This is a genomic window from Amphibacillus jilinensis Y1 (assembly GCF_000306965.1).
Lineage (GTDB): Bacteria > Bacillota > Bacilli > Bacillales > Amphibacillaceae > Amphibacillus_C > Amphibacillus_C jilinensis.
This window is the reverse complement of sequence record NZ_JH976434.1, coordinates 794,692-811,705: the sequence shown is the minus strand read 5'-3', so window position 1 is coordinate 811,705 and position 17,014 is coordinate 794,692. Positions and strand designations below refer to the sequence as shown.

The following is a 17,014-nucleotide window of genomic DNA, read 5'->3' as shown; positions in this document are numbered from 1 at the left end:
GGTAGTGTGGTAAAATGCTAACAACAAAATGAATAACAAAGGAGTCATACTTATGACACGTAAAGCGATTCAGACCAATCAGGCACCTGAAGCAATTGGACCTTATTCACAAGCCATTGATTTGGGTGATCTTGTATTTGTTTCAGGGCAAATTCCACTTGATCCAAACACGATGGAAGTTGTAGCAGGGGGGATAAAAGAGCAGACGGTTCAAGTGATGAAAAATTTAGCTGCTGTTTTAAAACAAGCCAATTTAACATTTGAACATGTCGCAAAGTTTACGATTTATTTAACCGATATGAATGACTTTGCTACGTTAAATGAGACGTATGCTGAGTTTCTAACAGCGCCTTATCCTGCTCGCGCGACAGTTGAAGTGAGTCAACTTCCTAAAGGTGTTAAAGTAGAAATGGACGTTATTGCAAGAAGGTAATACAAAAGCCAACATCCATGAGCGATGTTGGCTTTTGTATGACTATATAATAGTTAAGAACACAACAATGATGCCATTAGATCAAGCATGATTAGGTACAAGTTCAGGATGGCGACGTTGTGCGACAGCCATAATGATACCACTTAACAATAATAATGCACTTGTTAAGATGAAGACAGCTGAATACCCGAAATAAGCACTGATTGTTCCCCCTAGCATTGGACCAATCATATTGCCGAAAAAGCGTAGGCTTGTATTGTAACCAAGCACTTCCCCTTGCATTGAAATCGGTGCTTCTTGGCGTATATATGCAATTCTTATGGGGATAATACCACCAATGGTAATACCCAGTAGAAAACGTAAGATAATTAATTGCCAAAGGTTTGTCACAAATCCAGCTGGGAAATAGATAATGCCAGCAGCAAATAATAAGATTGTCAATACTTTAATGTAACCGACCTGATCTCCAATGGTTCCCCATTTACGTGCCATTAACAAATTACCCAGACCAGCTGATGAAAAGGCAAGGCCCGAGAAAAAGGCAATATTAGCCGATCCGTGAATGTCGCCAACAAACAAAGACAATATCGGTTGCACACTAAAATTAGCAACTTGAACAATCATCGACATAAACATCACGATCAATAACATCGGGTGTCTAAGGATATGCAACAATACTTGTCGACTTGAATAGTGAATCGGTTGTTCTTCTTCTTGAATGCGAAATTCTTTGACACCAAAAAGAACGAGGAAACTAGCAAAAAGCAACACAAAAGCCAGCCATTGAAAAGTAGCAGAATAACCAAATAAATCAGCCAGTGCTCCACCAATCAATGGACCTAATAATGTGCCTGTTATGCTTCCAGTCTGTAATGTACCTAATACCTGTCCAGCGACGCGCTTTGATGTTTGTGTTGAAATTAAAGCTTGTGACATTGAAATAAAACCAGTGAAAACCCCCATAAACATCCGTAAGAAAAAGAGCTGGACAATCGAAGTGACAAAGCCCATTAAAAACAAAGAAATCCCTAATCCAAAAGCAAAAACGACTAATATTGGCTTACGACCAAAACGATCACCAACCTTTCCCCAAATAGGAGAAAAGATAAAGGCTGTAACAAAAGTGATACTAAAGATTAACCCTGACCATGTTTGAACATAGCTAGCTGAATAATCCCCTAATGAATCAATATAAAGCGATAAAAAAGGTTGAACCATTGTGATGCTACCAGCGATAAAAAAATTGGCAAACCACATGATGGCAACATTTCGTTTAACTAATTGCTGTTCTTGAATGATAACCCCTTCTTTCAAAAAATCTTTCGTCTCTCTAAATATATATGATAACGTATTTGCAAGCAGGAAGAAAGACTTTTGCAACAACCGCTTTTTTCTAGTTTTTTTGGGGATAATCACGTAGAATAGAGTGTAAAAGTAAGGTGTCGCTTAGCGACGACAGGTTTTGGTAATAGAGGAGTGAAACACATGACCAAACATGAAAAGGATTGGCAAGAAGAATATCAGCGTGTGAAGCGAGTCAGTAACTATATTGATCGGAAAATAAGTCGTTTAACCGCTTATATGAAAACATTAAAGGATCGTGTTATTGATATAAGAAAAGACTTTTGGGATGATGTCACAGTCAATTTAACAGAATTAGACGATGCCATTGAAACACAAGCAAGTTTGAAGCAACAAGCTGAGTTTTTATCAGAAAGAGAACGTAGTCATGGTCAGTTGTCCCAGCAATTAGATAAATTATTACGTCTAAGAGAGACACCTTATTTTGGCAGAATCGACTTTATAGAAGCAGGCGAACAAACGGAAGAACGTATATATATTGGGACGTCATCATTAATGGATGAGAAGGAAGAAGCATTTCTCGTTTATGATTGGCGTGCGCCGATCTCAAGTATGTATTATGACTATCCACCGGGTCGTGCGAGTTACCAAGCGATTGATCAGCAAGTTGAAGGTGAAATGACTTTAAAAAGGCAATATGTGATTAAGCAGGGTGAACTAACAGGTATGTTTGACACGGGATTGACCATTGGTGATCATCTCTTACAATCTGTGCTTGGCAAGTCATCGGATACGACAATGAAGAGTATTGTTGCCACGATTCAGCGCGAACAAAATAAAATTATTCGCAATGAAAAAAGCAAAATGCTTGTTGTTCAAGGGGTAGCGGGCAGTGGGAAAACATCTGCTGCATTACAACGTGTCGCTTATTTATTATATCGTTACCGTGAACAGTTAACAGCAGATCAAATGATTTTATTTTCACCCAATCCTTTGTTTAACAGTTATGTCTCGCGTGTATTACCGGAACTAGGCGAAGATAATATTAAACAAATGACGTTTTATCATTATATTGAACAGCAGCTAGGTAGACGTTTTGTGATTGAATCGCCATTTGAACAGTTAGAATTTGCTTTGGCAAATAGCGATAACGAAGCAAATGAGCGTCTAGTAGGTATGCGTTATAAATCAAGTGAGTTATTCAAGCGCCATGTTGATCATTTTTTAGAACATTTAAAGGAAAGTGGAATCGTCTTTCGAAATATTCGTTTTCGAAGCGATTTACTTTTATCTAAAACCGAACTAACGCGTTATTTTTACAGTTTTTCAAATGCGACGCCCATTCAAGTTCGTTTAGAAAAGATGTCACAGTGGATATTAGCAGAATTGAAGAAACAAGAACGTCAGTATATGAAAGCAAAGTGGGTTGAAAATGAGATCGAGCTCCTAAGTAAGGAAGATTTTCAAGAAGCTTACCAAGCTCTCGAGGAAGAATCAAGTGAGGACATGGAAACCTATCATGATGTCGATAAAGAAACGGATTATTTAAAACGGAAAGTGATTAGAGAACAACTAAAGCCATTACGTAAAAAAATTAAACGGTTTTACTTTATGGATACAAAGAAAACATATCTTCAACTGTTCGAGCAAGCTGACGTTGATCAACCATTAACAAAATTAGAGTGGCAAGCCATTAGTGATTCTACAATAAAACGTATTAAAGATAACTTTTTAACATGGGAGGATGCGACACCATTTCTCTATTTTGAACGTATGCTTATGGGATTTGAAGCCAATCGTGCGATTAAATATATTTTCTTGGATGAAGCACAGGATTATTCTCCCTTTCAATTGCGCTATTTAGCCCATATTTATCCAAATAGTCGAATGACACTTTTGGGTGATATCAATCAGGCGATTTACTATCATGCGATGACAGATCAAAATGTTTTGATAGATCAAGAGGATCATCACGTTGAACGGATCACATTGTTGAGAAGTTATCGATCAACACGGCCGATTGTCGAATTTACGCGGTCGTTTATGCCGAACGGAAATCAGATCGAGCCGTTTAATCGAGAAGGAGAGATGCCTGTTGTTATCGAAGTTGATAATGAAACCATTGCAGAGTATAAACTCTATACGGCTATTAGTGATTACTTAAACCATGCCGATCAAAATATCGCTGTTATTACAAAAAACAAGGAAGCGGCCAAGCGTTTAGCTAAGCTACTAAAGCAATCTTACCAAGATGTTCACTTTGTCGGGACGGAAACACATACTTTTAAACAAGGTATTCAAGTGCTCCCAGCTTATTTAGCAAAAGGGATAGAATTTGACGCGGTGGTTGTTTATGATGCTTCGGTCGATCAATATGTTACTGAATTGGATAGAAACCTCTTGTACACGGCTTGTACGCGCGCAATGCATGCACTCACAGTCATTGCGATTGACGGTGTTTCAGCTTTTCTTAAAGAAGTGCCCGCACCTTTGTATGATTTTTATAAAGTTCATGAAGTAAATGCGGAGTAGTGTTATCGATCGTTTACCATGCCTTCAGTAGGCATTATGCTAGAAAAAGTGATCGAGATCACCGATCCTCCTAAATATTTGTGTTATCTTTTAATGACCATTTCTTTAGGAGGTTATATTTTATGGATACATTTCGCGTTGAACATACACCGGCAGAGGTCGTTAAGGCATTTCCAAAAGCGAGCGATTTATTTAAAGAAGCACGGATTGATTTTTGTTGTGGGGGAGATCAGCCGTTACAAGCTGTATTTGAAAAAAGGCAAAACATTGATGGTCAAGCCGTTATGGATACATTGAACAAAGCATATCAAGAATGGCAGGAAGCAGGCCATCAAAATATAGACTGGACGGTAGTCTCGCACACAGAGCTTATCACACATATTGTCGAACGCCATCATCGCTATTTAGAGCAAGAACTTGATCCGCTTAGCCAATTCGTAACTAAAATTTTTCGGGTGCACGGCAGTAATCATCCACATTTAAAACAGCTTTATCAAAACTTTCATGCATTTAAAGCAGAGATTGAGCCTCATCTAGTGACAGAAGAGCAAGAGCTTTTTCCTCTTATACGTGAATATGAGCAAACGGGTGATGCACAACTTAAGCGAGACATAGAAACATTAAATGGCCAAATGGAAGAAGAGCACCAAAGAGTAGGGGAGCTATTGAAAGAAATGCGCGATCTGACAAATGCTTTCACCCCACCTGAAGGCGCATGTAATTCTTATCGGATAACTTATGCGCGCCTTGCAGAACTAGAGAACAATACACTTCAACACATCTATTTAGAGAATCATATTTTATTAAAAAGTTAACGAAAGAGGGTCTGTATCAATCGTTTTGATACAGACCCTCTTTTCATGACTAAATGAGTAATAATAAGCTCAGTGCCATAACGGCCATCCCAGCAATAAGACCATAGATCGATGTGTGTGTTTCATCGTAACGTTTAGCAGCCGGAAGTAGCTCATCCAATGAGATGAAAATCATGATACCAGCGACACCGGCAAAAACAACACCGAATAGTGTTTCTGTTAAGAAAGGCATTAAAATGAGGTAGGCGAGTATCGCCCCCGCAGGTTCAGCTAAGCCGGATAAGAAAGATAGTTTAAATGCTTTCTTCTTGCTGCCTGTTGCATAATAGATGGGAACGGAGATGGCAATGCCCTCAGGTATGTTGTGAATCGCTATGGCAATGGCAATGGCAACGCCTAAGCCCGGATCTTGAAGGGTAGCTGTAAATGTCGCAATGCCTTCGGGGAAATTATGAATCGCAATCGCCAGTGCAGTAAACGTCCCCATTTTTAATAGACTTGGATCATTTACCTGTGTGGGTCTTTTATCCATATCCTCTATTTTCTTAACTTCATGAGGGTTACCTTGCTTTGGGATAAATCGATCAATAAGTGCAATTAACAACATTCCACCAAAAAAACCAATTACGGTCATCCAAGAACCGCGTACTTGGCCAAGCTCTGCTATTAATGATTCTTGAGCTTTAAAAAAGATCTCAACCATTGAAACATAAATCATCACACCTGCTGAGAATCCAAGTGAGAAAGACAAGAACTTAGTGTTCGTTGTGGAGGTGAAAAAAGCAAGTATACTGCCGATACCTGTTGCTAAACCAGCAAATAATGTTAATCCAAATGCAAGTAGTAAATTTTCGTCCATAAGTATGAAATCCTTTCTTGATTTCGAGTTCTATCTTTAGTATAGGCGTGCAGTTAGAAATTGTGCATCGTCTTAAATGTTTCCTGCAAGCAACTTTCGAATCTATATACATTTTAAGTCTAGCCTTCGCATTATGCAATGTTTTTATCACAGATAACCGTCCGTCAAACGCCTGGTCGTGTCGGGATCGTGATCCAGTCAACATCCCGTTAGTGTGAGAAGAACAAAAACGCCCAGCGATAGAAAGTCGTAACATTCAATCGGATAATAAAGGATTGATCATCAGTAAATAGACGACACCGAATCCAAATGTCTAACGGATTGAAATGTTTATCAGCCAACGACACCCCTTAGCCAAGCATGTAAAGTTTAAATTCTTTTTCATTTTTTTAGAAATGTGAGACAATAAATCATATAACAATGAAGGAGGTCATTTGTGATGTTAAACGATTTATCATCAACAACGACATTGCATAATGGAGTGAAAATGCCTTGGCTTGGACTTGGAGTCTTCAAAGTAGAGGATGGTGATGAAGTTATTCACTCGGTGACAAAAGCAATTGAAAATGGCTATCGCAGCATTGATACCGCAGCTGTTTATAGAAATGAAGAAGGTGTGGGGCAAGCAATCAAACAATCTGATGTTGCACGAGATCAATTATTCATTACTTCTAAAGTATGGAATAGTGATCAAGGTTATCAATCAACATTAGATGCGTTTGAATCTACCTTAGAGCGTTTACAGTTAGACTACTTAGATCTTTACTTAATCCACTGGCCTGTTCCAGAATTAAATAAGTACAAAGAGACATGGCGTGCCCTTGAGAAGCTATATAAGGAAGGGAAGATTAGAGCGATTGGTGTCAGCAATTTCAAAGAAAGCCATTTAGCCGAGCTAATCAAGGATTGTGAAATTGTGCCAATGGTTAACCAGGTCGAATTTCACCCGCATTTAACACAGGAGCCATTACGTGCGTATTCTGGTGATCACCATATCCAACTTGAAGCATGGTCACCTTTAAAACAAGGTGAACTATTAGATGATCCTATTCTGACCGAGATTGCGAAGCATCATAATAAAACAGTCGCACAAGTTATTATTCGATGGGACTTGCAAAGCGGGGTAGTAACGATACCGAAATCGGTTAAAGAACACCGTATCATTAGCAATGCTGATGTGTTTGATTTTGAATTGACATCTGAGGAAATGAGTCAGATTAATGCGATGAACAAAGATGATCGACGGGGTCCAGACCCTGATGCATTTAATAAGTACTAAGTGATCAAGGATGCATTTGGGACAAAAGTAAATATCGTGATAAAGGCGAATGAGATGTATCAATTGATTTTTCATTCGCCTTTTTTGCATGCAAGCATAGAAACGCTATGAGCGAAAGGAATCTTAAAAGCAAGTATAAACGAATGCATTCCGCTTTTCTTAGCTTTAGGTTATGTTGAAGTTTTATCACAGATAATCATTCGTAAACCATCTCCTCAAAATAGAGCGTAGAGCAAATTGATTGAGGTGGATGATAACGGACGCTCATATTCGGGTTCACTCAACGAACCTTCAATCAGCGGGCGAAGAACAAAAGCGCTCACTACATTGAAGGTTCGTTTTATTTGTCATGCCTAGAAAGGATGTGAATTGACATAGGATGACAAATTTCGCAAATCGATGCCTGTTAATTTAGATGGACTGCTGCGGCCTGATCAACTACAATAGTAAGATTATCGTGCTGTTTTAATATTGAAGCAGGGAAAGACTCACTGCGTTCGCCTGTAACCAAGCGCTTAACCGCCTCAGCTTTATTAGCTCCAGAGACAAGTAATACGATTTCTTTACTCTCCATAATGGTTTCGATGCCCATCGTAATGGCATGTGTTGGCACATCTTGTTTTTGATTAAAAAATCGTGCATTCGCTTCACGTGTTAATGGATCGAGTTCAACAATGTGTGTGCGACTAGTGAAAGGTGTTCCAGGCTCATTAAAGCCAATATGGCCATTTAATCCAATCCCTAATATTTGTAGATCAATATTTTTCGCTTGTTGAATAAGTCGTTCATAATCTTTACATTCCTGTTGATGATCTTTTGTATTGCCATTAGGTAGATGCGTCTGTTCTTCACGGATATTGATATGGTTGAATAGTTTATCCTGCATAAACGAATGATAACTATTGGGATCGTCAATAGCTAATCCTACATATTCATCTAAATTGAAGGTTGTTACGTCTTTAAAAGAAACGAATCCTGCTTGGTAACTGTCAATTAAGCACTGATACATCCCCTCAGGTGTGGATCCGGTAGCCAACCCTAATACGGGATGGTTCGTTTGGTTAATTTTATCAATAATATGCTGACAAGCCCATTGACTCATTGCTTGATAATCGTCTACTTTAATAATATTCATGTTGTCACTCCTCATTAAATGCTACTTTTCCTTTTGTTAGCGTCATTTTCAAATTTAATTCGTCATCAACGAGTAATAAATCAGCATCTTTTCCCACCGTTATTGAGCCCTTGTGGTCAAATACATGGATCTGCTTAGCAGGATTGACAGATGCGATCTGAACAATGTCTCTTAAGGTGACATCGGGTAGTTGATGCAGTTGTTTAGCGCCATCGATCATGTTGAGGATACTTCCGGCTAAGGTACCGTCTGCTAGAATAGCTCGATCTTCCGTTACTTTTACAGGTTGTCCACCCAGTTCGTAATCCCCAGCAGGAAGCCCTTTCGCGCGCATAGCATCGGTAATTAAGATTAAGCGGTTAGTACCGATATTTTGATAAATAAGCTCAAGCATTGGGGGGGAAACATGGATGCCATCAGCTATAATTTCGGCATGCAGTGTATCAAGTAAAAATGCACCACCGACTGCACCAATATCCCGATGATGAATGCCATTCATTGCATTGCATAAATGCGTTAACTGATTAACCCCTTTATTCACGGCTGTTTTTAATTCAGAAAAATTTACATTGGTATGGCCTGCAGATACATTGACATTTTCCTGTCGAAGTGCTCGAATAAATGTACCGTCCTGATCTAGCTCGGGTGCCATTGTAATGGTGCGAATCTTACCGTTCGCTAGTTGTTGCCAATGATTAAATAAATCAAGATTAGGTGCTTTAATGAATGAAGTGGGTTGAGCACCAGCTTTTTCTTTTTCAACAAATGGACCTTCTAAGTGGATACCTAGTAGTTCAGCAGAGCCATGTTCGGCATGAAAGTGTGCCGCTGTTTGTAGGGCTGCTTCAATTTGTTGATTTGATTGCGTAATGGTTGTAGCAAGGAAACTCGTCGTTCCTTCTTTAACGAGATAACTTGCCATGGTTTGAAGGGCATCCTCTGTGGCATCCATTACATCGGCACCGTTTGCTCCATGAATATGTGTGTCAATAAAGCCCGGAATAAGATTTAAGCCGGAGCCATCGATTATAGTTGTGTTTTCAGCTAAATCATTTGGAAGCTTCTCAACTATTTTTGTTATTTTTCCGGCTTCTATCAAGATGTTTCCGATACATTCACGGTCTTCTAAAAATAGTTTTGCACCTTTAATAAGCATAGTACCTCTCCTTAAAAAATCTTGTTTGTTGTATTCTCGGTGATTTCTCGCTTAATGCGTTTGGCCTCATCATTATTTTTTATCGTTAATCCTGTGCAAATTAAATCAATTAGAAATAATTGAGATATTTTAGATACGAGCGATCCTCTATCAATAGGATTCTCCTTGACTGATGATAATAATATATAGTGTGCTAATTTAGTTAGAGGCGATTTCGCATAATTGGTTAAAGCAATGATAGTAGCACCTTTTTCTCTCGCTATGGTGACATTGTCAATAATCTCTTTTGTACTTCCAGTAAGACTAATGGCTATAATGACTGTTTTATCAGTTGCAGATGTTGCTCGCATAATTTGAGCATGTGTATCCGTCACAACGGATATATTTTTGCCAATTCGCATTAAGCGATTTTGCATATCAAGAGCAGCTATCCCTGAGGCACCAATACCAAAAATGACGACATCTTCGCTTTGGTCAATGCGATCAATCACTTGATTGAGTTCATCTTGATCAACCAGTTGAAAGGATTGTTCTATTGCATTGATCATGTTGTCTTTAATTTGTTTCGTGTACCCGACTGACTGATCGCTAGGCCTTTCTAAAGTGAGTTCATGCGCATAGGCCAGTTTAAAAGCTTGGAAGCCACTAAAACCAAGCTTGCGAAAAAAACGTAAAGCAGTTGCCTCAGCGACTTTGCAATGGTCAGCGAGCTCAGTTAAAGAATCATAAATGACATGATCTTGATGTGTTGTAATGTAGTGATGAATCTTTTGCTCGGATTTAGTGAAAAGGTGTTTGTTTTGTTCAAATTGAATGGTGGGTTTTAATGAGACGTTTGCATCTTGTTTCATCATGTGCCTCCTTCTTAATATCTTAAAGATATCATTTTGACTGTTTATAGTCAAATTTTAATTATATTTTGACTGTTAATTGTCATTTTGTTTATTAGAAGCTTTTTATTCGCTTATCGTTAGTAGATGTGTGTTTGCTTTTTCCTTCACCACTTAAACACGCTTTCAAGGCTTCATTTAAATTCAAAACTATATTTCACCATATCAAGAACCCCCAAGAGTTAGAGTTTAGGTCTAACTTTTGGGGGCGGATCATAAGTTAAGCACGTTATTTCGCTCCGAAAAGCAAGGGATTCGCTTTTCGCGGGCTCATTCTATTCTCGCAGAAGTCTCACCCTTGCTTATGTCTACTTAGACTGAGGGTTTATACTGAATGTGATTTCTCCATTTTGTGTGCGATCGCAACTCGCTTTCGTGCGAAATTCTTACTTTTCGTGCGATCGCAACTCGCTTTCGTGCGAAATTCTTACTTTTCGTGCGATCGCAACTCGCTTTCATGCGAAATTCTTACTTTTCGTGCGATCGCAACTCGCTTTCATGCGAAATTCTTACTTTTCGTGCGATCGCAACTCGCTTTCGTGCGAAATTTTTACTTTTCGTGCGATCACAACTCGTTTTCATGCGAAATTCTCACTTTTCGTGCGATCGCGGAAAGCGGAACATATTTCACCTGCGCGTCTAAAATCGAAAATCTATATTCAAAAGCAACGCTTATATTTAATATGAATGCTATCCCTGAAAATTCAGATGCGAAAGTTGAGTTATAAAAAAACCACTGCTTGATGCAGTGGGCTATGTTTATCGGAAATATTGTTGCCATTTACTTGGTTTAAGACGTGATAAAATCAGGGTGGCCAGCAATGCGCCTGTCACACTACTAATAAAAAAGCCAGGTACAAAGGCAAAGACAGCCACGCTTTGTCCCATTAATAAGTGGGCAACAGGTACCGATAATAAGGAACCCAAAATACTCGTTCCGATCAGCTCACCAATCACAGCCACACGTGTTTTTTGTTTATATCGATAAAAAAAGCCTGCGAGCAATGCTCCCGCCATACCGCCTGGAAAGGCAAGTAAAGTGCCCAATCCTAATAAATTACGAATCAAACCAATCCCAAATGCAATAATAACAGTAGGTAGAGGTCCAAGTATAACGGCACTAATCACGTTAATTGCATGTTGGATAGGGTAAGCGCGCGCGACCCCAGTTGGGAACCAGAGAAATGAGGCGCCAAGCACGCCAATCGCGATAAATGCAGCCATAACCGTGATGTGTTTTGTTTTTTTCATAAAAAAAGTCCTCCTTTAATTGTTGCTTAGGCTAAAAAAGCCTGCATCAGCTAAAGACAGGACCTGACGGATTGTAAAATCAGCTACTTCCCTACGCTAGTATAATCTAGATCAGGTCCAAAAGGGTTAAAAAGCCTCATCGCGCTTTTCTCTCAGCCTATACTGATAGGCACCCCTAGTAGTCAAAGCTATATAATTACATCAAGGATATCATATGTTATAAAAGATGAGAAGTGTGTTGTGTATTTATCTTGAATTCGAGATAAATATAGCGTATACTATCTATAAAAGATTTTCACGATATTGGAGGAGAAACGATGGAATTTTCAGGTATTCACCATGTGTCAGCTTTAACAGCTAGTGCAAAGCGGAACTATCATTTTTATACAGAAATTTTAGGTATGCGACTTGTAAAGAAATCGGTTAATCAAGATTCGCCAGACATGTACCATCTTTTTTATGCAGATGAAATGGGCCGTCCCGGAACAGATCTTACTTTTTTTGAAATGCTCGGTGTAGGTCAAACGTATCGAGGTAATAACAGCATCTCACTTACAGGTTTACGTGTGCCCGATGATGAGGCATTAAAGTATTGGGTTGAACGTTTTGAGCACTATCAAGTAAAACATCAAGGTTTAACTGAACAATTGGGTCGTCAAGTGATTTTCTTTGAAGATCCTGAAGGTCAACGGTTAATGCTTGTATCCGATCAAAATAATCAAGGGGTAGCAGCAGGTATCCCGTGGGATAAAAGTCCAGTTCCACAAAAATATGGTATAACGGGTCTTGGCCCGATTCGATTGACGATTCCTGAGTTGGCACTTTCCGAACGTGTGCTCACGCGTGTGATGGGTTTCAGGCATGTAGGTCGTTACCCCGCTTATCAGGAAGGACAAGCAGAGGTTGAAGTTTATCAAACGGGACAAGGGGGTACAGGTGCCGAGGTGCATTTAGAAGTGAGGAATGATTTAAGTAAGGAAAAGCCAGGACGAGGAAGTGTTCATCATGTCGCTTTTCGTGTAAAGGATGAACAACAACTTAAGCTGTGGTATGAAAGGATAAAAGAAGAACGCATGCCAAACTCTGGCTTAATTGATCGCTATTATTTTAAATCGCTTTACTTTAGAGAGCCTAATGGGATCCTTTATGAATTAGCCACAGATGAACCCGGTTTTACCACAGATGAACCGGTCGAATCGTTGGGCGAATCATTAGCGTTACCACCTTTCTTAGAGGGAAAACGTTCCGCAATTGAAGCGCAGTTAGCGCCGATTAAATGATGAACATGTTGTAAATAGGTGATTTTTTGTCAATAGACAGTGTTTAATTGAAAGTGACAGACAACGAAAGTAGAAAATTCCCCCTGTTCAACTTGTTTAAACGTGCTATACTAGATTTTAAACATAAAGCAATAGGGGGATCATTGCATGACGGAACCGAAAGCTATTTTTCTTGATATGGATGGTACGATTCTGGATCATTATAACCGTGTCAGTCTAAACACAAAAGAAATAATCGATCGTTTGCGTGCAAAAGGTATCTATGTTTTTATAGCAACAGGCAGAGGGAAAGATGAAATTTACACGACGACACCGGAGGGATTTGCGGTAGATGGGGTTATTAGCTCAAATGGGATGACAGGGTATCTGGGGGACAAGAAATTATTCCAGCATACATTGCCTGTGGACCTTATTGACCACGTCATCGAGAAGGCACGTCAGCAACGGGTATATTATGAGCTTTTCCCTACATCCGGACCTTGCCAAGCAGAGCAACAAGATCGAGCGATGTTACTTGAGGCTGTTGCTGGTCCAAAACCGGATACAGTGGGTATTAACGAATGGATTGAACGTGGAGAAGCGATCAATGGTGGCATTGCATTTGTCGATCGTATTGAAGGTGAAGCTTTTTCTAAATTTTACTGCTTTAGCAAAGAGCAAAACAAGATGGTAGAGTGGGGAAGAACATTAGAACAGCTCAAACAAGATATCCCTTTCTCTACGTCGTCGTCTTCTAAGCATAATATAGAAATTATGGTGGCAGAAAAAAACAAAGCAACGGGAATTCAAAGTTTCCTAGATGCGTTGCATTTAACATCAGATCAAATTTTAGCTATCGGTGACAGCTTTAATGATTTGCAAATGTTTGAATTAGCTGGACAAACTGTTGCCATGCAAAATGCGCCAGATGAAATAAAAGCGATAACAGATGAAGTCACGACATATAGTTGTGATCAAGAAGGCGTTTATCACTATTTAAATGATCGTTTTTTGCGTTAGATAGAAAAAAGTATGAAGCAACATGGTTAAGGTTTTAAAGTGGCAAATATCAGAAAAACGAACAGATTTGCTAAAAGCCGAGTGTATGCAAGTGACAGATCATCTAACAAGGAAGTGGATTCTGATCGAGCAAAGTGATACAAAAAATAGCATAGCTTGTGGCGTACATGTATAAGTTTATGAATAGGCATAAGCGTTTCTACCGAATGACCGTAAATCATTGGACTACATGTGTGACAAGGAAGGGTGCATCTGACACGTTGTTAGTCTCCTTTCTTTTCGTTGCACATTTATAAAAGTCTAGTTATTACTAGGCTTTTTTCAATACCATCATGCGGTTAATGAAATGAGAAGGGGAGTTTAATTAATGATTAGTCAATTACCGAAAATGAATAAACAATTAATAGCAGTAGCGTTGGGAGAAGAGCCGGCTGATCTCGTTTTAAAAAATGGGACGTTGGTTAATGTGATTACAGGTGAATTAAATAGAGGCATCGATGTTGCTATTTCAGGACAACGGATTGCATATGTAGGCAAAGCCGATCACACGATTAGTGATTCGACCAAGGTTATTGACCTTAATGGTAAATATATTGCGCCGGGGTTGATGGACGGCCATATGCATGTAGAGAGTACGATGCTAACCGTAACTGAATTTGCCCGTATTGCCTTAACGAAAGGGACAACGAGTATCTTTATGGATCCACATGAGATGGCGAATGTATTTGGCAGAGAAGGCGTGCGCTATATGCATGACGAGGGACAACAGCTACCGTTGCATGTATTCACCACCTTCCCTTCGTGTGTACCCGCAACAGACGGTTTGGAAGATGCTGGTGCTACGATTACGGTTGAGGATGTTCAAGAAGGTCTAACATGGTCGAACGTGGTTGGTCTTGGAGAAGTCATGAATTTTCCGGGTGTGATCGCTCGTGATCAGAAAATGATCGGTGAGATCAATGCCACGATTGAAGCACAACAAACAGTGACGGGGCACTTTCCAGAAGGATCAGACCAAATGTTACAAGCGTACTTAGCATCTGGTGTTGATTCTTGTCACGAAACAGTGACACATGAACAAGCTTTGGAAAAGCTACGTCTAGGTATGTATTTAATGATTCGTGAAGGTTCAGCTTGGCAAGACGTCAAGGAAGTCATTAAGGTGATAACAGAAGATCAAGTCAATACAGACCATATTATTTTAGTGACCGATGATATCTACCCTCAGACTCTAGTTGAGAAAGGACAAATTAATCATGTCGTTAGACGAGCGATAGAAGAGGGGGTTGATCCTGTTACTGCTGTAAAACTGGCTACGATAAATACTGCTCGCTATTTCAAATTAGCTGATGATTATGGTAGTGTTTCACCGCGTAAAGTAGCAGACTTGATGATTCTTGATGACTTAGAAAAGATGGAACCTTCAATGGTGATTGTTAATGGTGAGATCGTTGCGAGCGAAGGTAAACTGGTAATAGATTTACCAACATATACGTATCCAGATAAGATTAAAAATTCAGTCCATGTTCAACGCCCAGTAATGACATCTGATTTGATCATTAAAACAAGTGGAGACAAACAAACGGTCATGACGAATGTCATAAAAATTATTGAAAATAGTGCGCGAACAGAGCGTACCCAATTTAAGCTAACAGCGAATCAGACAGGAGAAGTACACTCAGACTTAACACAAGATGTCGTTAAATTAGCTTGTCTTGATCGCCATCATCAATCGGGTGATATTTCAGTTGCTTTTGCCCATGGCTTTGGTTTAAAGCGTGGTGCAGTTGCCTCAACTGTTGCTCATGACAGTCATAATTTGCTTGTGATGGGAGCGAATGATGACGACATGGTGATCGCAGCGAATAAGTTAATTGAGCTTGGTGGTGGGATGTTGGTGGTTGATGAAGGTGAAGTTTTAGCAGAAGTTCCTATGCCAGTAGCTGGCTTAATGTCAGATCGTAACGCGGAAGACGTTGTTAGACAGGTTCAGCAACTTGAAGCGGCATGGCAACACCTTGGTTGCTCGATCCACGCACCGTTTATGACGTTTTCATTAATTGCACTGCCTGTTATTCCAGACATTCGCATCTCAAATCGTGGTTTAGTTGATGTGACCACATTTGAGTTAATTAATGTTTTAGAGGGTTGATCAATCTAAATATGAACTTATTCGGAGAGTCACAATTCATCCCGAAAAAAGGGCAATGAGATCTCGAACTGGACCACAGTCTAAATAAGAGGGCTGTGGTTTTTTGTGTTGCATTTAGTCAGTTTCGGTATCCTATGTCAATAAACGATTAACGGTGCTTATTGAAAAATACTTATATTAATTACGATTAAGCTATAGATGAAACTGTTGTAATAAAGGCATCAGATTCGCGCTATAGCTTTGTCATTTACTTTAGTTTTTCAATTAAGACAGCGAATTGTCCTTCCATTAACAAACCGATATAATCAACTATTTTTTCAACTGAAAGGTTCATGTCATCTTTAATCCAGTCAATTAACACACCTGTAAAAGCATGGACATAAAACTGAATGATGAAGTGTTTATCTGCTACTGATAACTTTTCGGCGTTCTCAATTTCGTTAATAACGCCAGCGAACAAATCATATAATACTTGATTTAAAAACCATTCTAAATGGTCTTTCGCCAATGAACGATAAGTATTAATACATAAGCTTTTGTTATCTTCTACGTAATTTAGAATAATGGTTGCCCCTTGCTTCCAAGTCTTATAAGAACGACAATCCTTAATCGCCCCAATTGCTTCTGTTTTATAAATCCATGCAAGTAAGGCGTAGATATCTTGAAAATGATAGTAAAATGTTTGCCGATTAAGATTACAGACTTGCACTAATTCTTTAACAGTAATCTTGTCTAAAGGTTTTATACTCAGCGTATCTTTTAAGGCATTGGCTAAAGCTTGCTTCGTATACATGGTCACAGTAAATCGCCTCTTAATCATAAAAGTTTTTTCTTACTGCACGACACTTCAAAGCATTATTATTTTCTATACAATTTCACATTAATGTTGAAAAATTAAACATTGAGTATTTAATGTCTATATTAGCATGCA

Annotated in this window: 14 protein-coding genes and 2 riboswitches; of the genes, 7 read left to right on the top strand and 7 right to left on the bottom strand. The window is 39.1% G+C overall.

The window, feature by feature from the left end; translation table 11 throughout:
• Positions 1-52: 52 nt before the first annotated feature.
• Positions 53-433 carry a RidA family protein gene (locus B494_RS0104335; protein WP_017471147.1) on the top strand — a complete coding sequence of 127 codons (381 nt, stop codon included), beginning with the start codon at positions 53-55 and terminating at the stop codon, positions 431-433.
• Positions 434-514: 81 nt separating this feature from the next.
• Here the strand turns inward: B494_RS0104335 and B494_RS0104330 are convergent, their stop codons facing one another.
• Complete coding sequence (locus tag B494_RS0104330; protein ID WP_187682934.1) at positions 515-1,690, bottom strand: MFS transporter; 1,176 nt, start codon at positions 1,688-1,690, stop codon at positions 515-517.
• A 228-nt stretch (positions 1,691-1,918) separates the two neighbouring features.
• Here B494_RS0104330 and helD point away from each other — a divergent pair, with 228 nt between their 5' ends.
• Positions 1,919-4,267, top strand: coding sequence for an RNA polymerase recycling motor HelD (gene helD / locus B494_RS0104325; RefSeq protein ID WP_017471145.1), 2,349 nt, complete (start codon positions 1,919-1,921; stop codon positions 4,265-4,267).
• A gap of 122 nt (positions 4,268-4,389) precedes the next feature.
• Entirely contained in the window at positions 4,390-5,082 is a 693-nt protein-coding gene (gene ric, locus B494_RS0104320; protein ID WP_017471144.1) for an iron-sulfur cluster repair di-iron protein, read from the top strand.
• Positions 5,083-5,131: 49 nt separating this feature from the next.
• On the opposite strand, the gene zupT is transcribed toward ric, so the two are convergent.
• The gene (gene zupT / locus B494_RS0104315; RefSeq protein ID WP_017471143.1) at positions 5,132-5,941 is read right to left on the bottom strand and encodes a zinc transporter ZupT; all 810 of its coding nucleotides are present in this window, start codon (positions 5,939-5,941) and stop codon (positions 5,132-5,134) included.
• Between the two features lie 439 nt (positions 5,942-6,380).
• Here zupT and B494_RS0104310 point away from each other — a divergent pair, with 439 nt between their 5' ends.
• On the top strand, positions 6,381-7,220 hold the full coding sequence (locus B494_RS0104310) for an aldo/keto reductase (RefSeq protein ID WP_017471142.1): 840 nt from the start codon (positions 6,381-6,383) through the stop codon (positions 7,218-7,220).
• Positions 7,221-7,626: 406 nt separating this feature from the next.
• Here B494_RS0104310 and nagB read toward each other — a convergent pair whose 3' ends face one another.
• The 4 genes from nagB to thiW all read right to left on the bottom strand — a co-directional run bounded on the left by nagB (position 7,627) and on the right by thiW (position 11,652).
• Entirely contained in the window at positions 7,627-8,355 is a 729-nt protein-coding gene (nagB, locus tag B494_RS0104305) for a glucosamine-6-phosphate deaminase (protein ID WP_017471141.1), read from the bottom strand.
• Between the two features lie 4 nt (positions 8,356-8,359).
• Complete coding sequence (nagA, locus tag B494_RS0104300; RefSeq protein WP_017471140.1) at positions 8,360-9,511, bottom strand: N-acetylglucosamine-6-phosphate deacetylase; 1,152 nt, start codon at positions 9,509-9,511, stop codon at positions 8,360-8,362.
• A gap of 11 nt (positions 9,512-9,522) precedes the next feature.
• Positions 9,523-10,362, bottom strand: coding sequence for a MurR/RpiR family transcriptional regulator (locus B494_RS0104295; RefSeq protein ID WP_017471139.1), 840 nt, complete (start codon positions 10,360-10,362; stop codon positions 9,523-9,525).
• A 798-nt stretch (positions 10,363-11,160) separates the two neighbouring features.
• Entirely contained in the window at positions 11,161-11,652 is a 492-nt protein-coding gene (thiW, locus tag B494_RS0104290; RefSeq protein WP_017471138.1) for an energy coupling factor transporter S component ThiW, read from the bottom strand.
• A 71-nt stretch (positions 11,653-11,723) separates the two neighbouring features.
• Positions 11,724-11,839: riboswitch (TPP riboswitch) on the bottom strand.
• 130 nt (positions 11,840-11,969) lie between these two features.
• On the opposite strand from thiW, the gene B494_RS0104285 reads away from it, so the two are divergent.
• From B494_RS0104285 to ade, 3 genes are all read left to right on the top strand, one after another.
• Positions 11,970-12,932, top strand: a complete 963-nt coding sequence (locus B494_RS0104285; protein WP_017471137.1) for a ring-cleaving dioxygenase — start codon at positions 11,970-11,972, stop codon at positions 12,930-12,932.
• Positions 12,933-13,079: 147 nt separating this feature from the next.
• Positions 13,080-13,931 (top strand): HAD family hydrolase, encoded by an 852-nt coding sequence (locus B494_RS0104280; protein ID WP_017471136.1) that lies wholly within the window; start codon positions 13,080-13,082, stop codon positions 13,929-13,931.
• Positions 13,932-14,078: 147 nt separating this feature from the next.
• Positions 14,079-14,179, top strand: a riboswitch (purine riboswitch).
• 119 nt (positions 14,180-14,298) lie between these two features.
• Entirely contained in the window at positions 14,299-16,083 is a 1,785-nt protein-coding gene (gene ade, locus B494_RS0104275; RefSeq protein WP_017471135.1) for an adenine deaminase, read from the top strand.
• A 247-nt stretch (positions 16,084-16,330) separates the two neighbouring features.
• Here the strand turns inward: ade and B494_RS0104270 are convergent, their stop codons facing one another.
• On the bottom strand, positions 16,331-16,876 hold the full coding sequence (locus B494_RS0104270; RefSeq protein WP_241211405.1) for a TetR-like C-terminal domain-containing protein: 546 nt from the start codon (positions 16,874-16,876) through the stop codon (positions 16,331-16,333).
• Between the last annotated feature and the right edge of the window lie 138 nt (positions 16,877-17,014).

Excerpts from the sequence above, each read along its gene's own strand:
- B494_RS0104335 (WP_017471147.1), top strand. The coding sequence starts at position 53 with ATGACACGTAAAGCGATTCAGACCAATCAGGCACCTGAAGCAATTGGA.
- B494_RS0104330 (WP_187682934.1), bottom strand. The coding sequence starts at position 1,690 with ATGTGGTTTGCCAATTTTTTTATCGCTGGTAGCATCACAATGGTTCAA.
- helD (WP_017471145.1), top strand. The coding sequence starts at position 1,919 with ATGACCAAACATGAAAAGGATTGGCAAGAAGAATATCAGCGTGTGAAG.
- ric (WP_017471144.1), top strand. The coding sequence starts at position 4,390 with ATGGATACATTTCGCGTTGAACATACACCGGCAGAGGTCGTTAAGGCA.
- zupT (WP_017471143.1), bottom strand. The coding sequence starts at position 5,941 with ATGGACGAAAATTTACTACTTGCATTTGGATTAACATTATTTGCTGGT.
- B494_RS0104310 (WP_017471142.1), top strand. The coding sequence starts at position 6,381 with ATGTTAAACGATTTATCATCAACAACGACATTGCATAATGGAGTGAAA.
- nagB (WP_017471141.1), bottom strand. The coding sequence starts at position 8,355 with ATGAATATTATTAAAGTAGACGATTATCAAGCAATGAGTCAATGGGCT.
- nagA (WP_017471140.1), bottom strand. The coding sequence starts at position 9,511 with ATGCTTATTAAAGGTGCAAAACTATTTTTAGAAGACCGTGAATGTATC.
- B494_RS0104295 (WP_017471139.1), bottom strand. The coding sequence starts at position 10,362 with ATGAAACAAGATGCAAACGTCTCATTAAAACCCACCATTCAATTTGAA.
- thiW (WP_017471138.1), bottom strand. The coding sequence starts at position 11,652 with ATGAAAAAAACAAAACACATCACGGTTATGGCTGCATTTATCGCGATT.
- B494_RS0104285 (WP_017471137.1), top strand. The coding sequence starts at position 11,970 with ATGGAATTTTCAGGTATTCACCATGTGTCAGCTTTAACAGCTAGTGCA.
- B494_RS0104280 (WP_017471136.1), top strand. The coding sequence starts at position 13,080 with ATGACGGAACCGAAAGCTATTTTTCTTGATATGGATGGTACGATTCTG.
- ade (WP_017471135.1), top strand. The coding sequence starts at position 14,299 with ATGATTAGTCAATTACCGAAAATGAATAAACAATTAATAGCAGTAGCG.
- B494_RS0104270 (WP_241211405.1), bottom strand. The coding sequence starts at position 16,876 with ATGTATACGAAGCAAGCTTTAGCCAATGCCTTAAAAGATACGCTGAGT.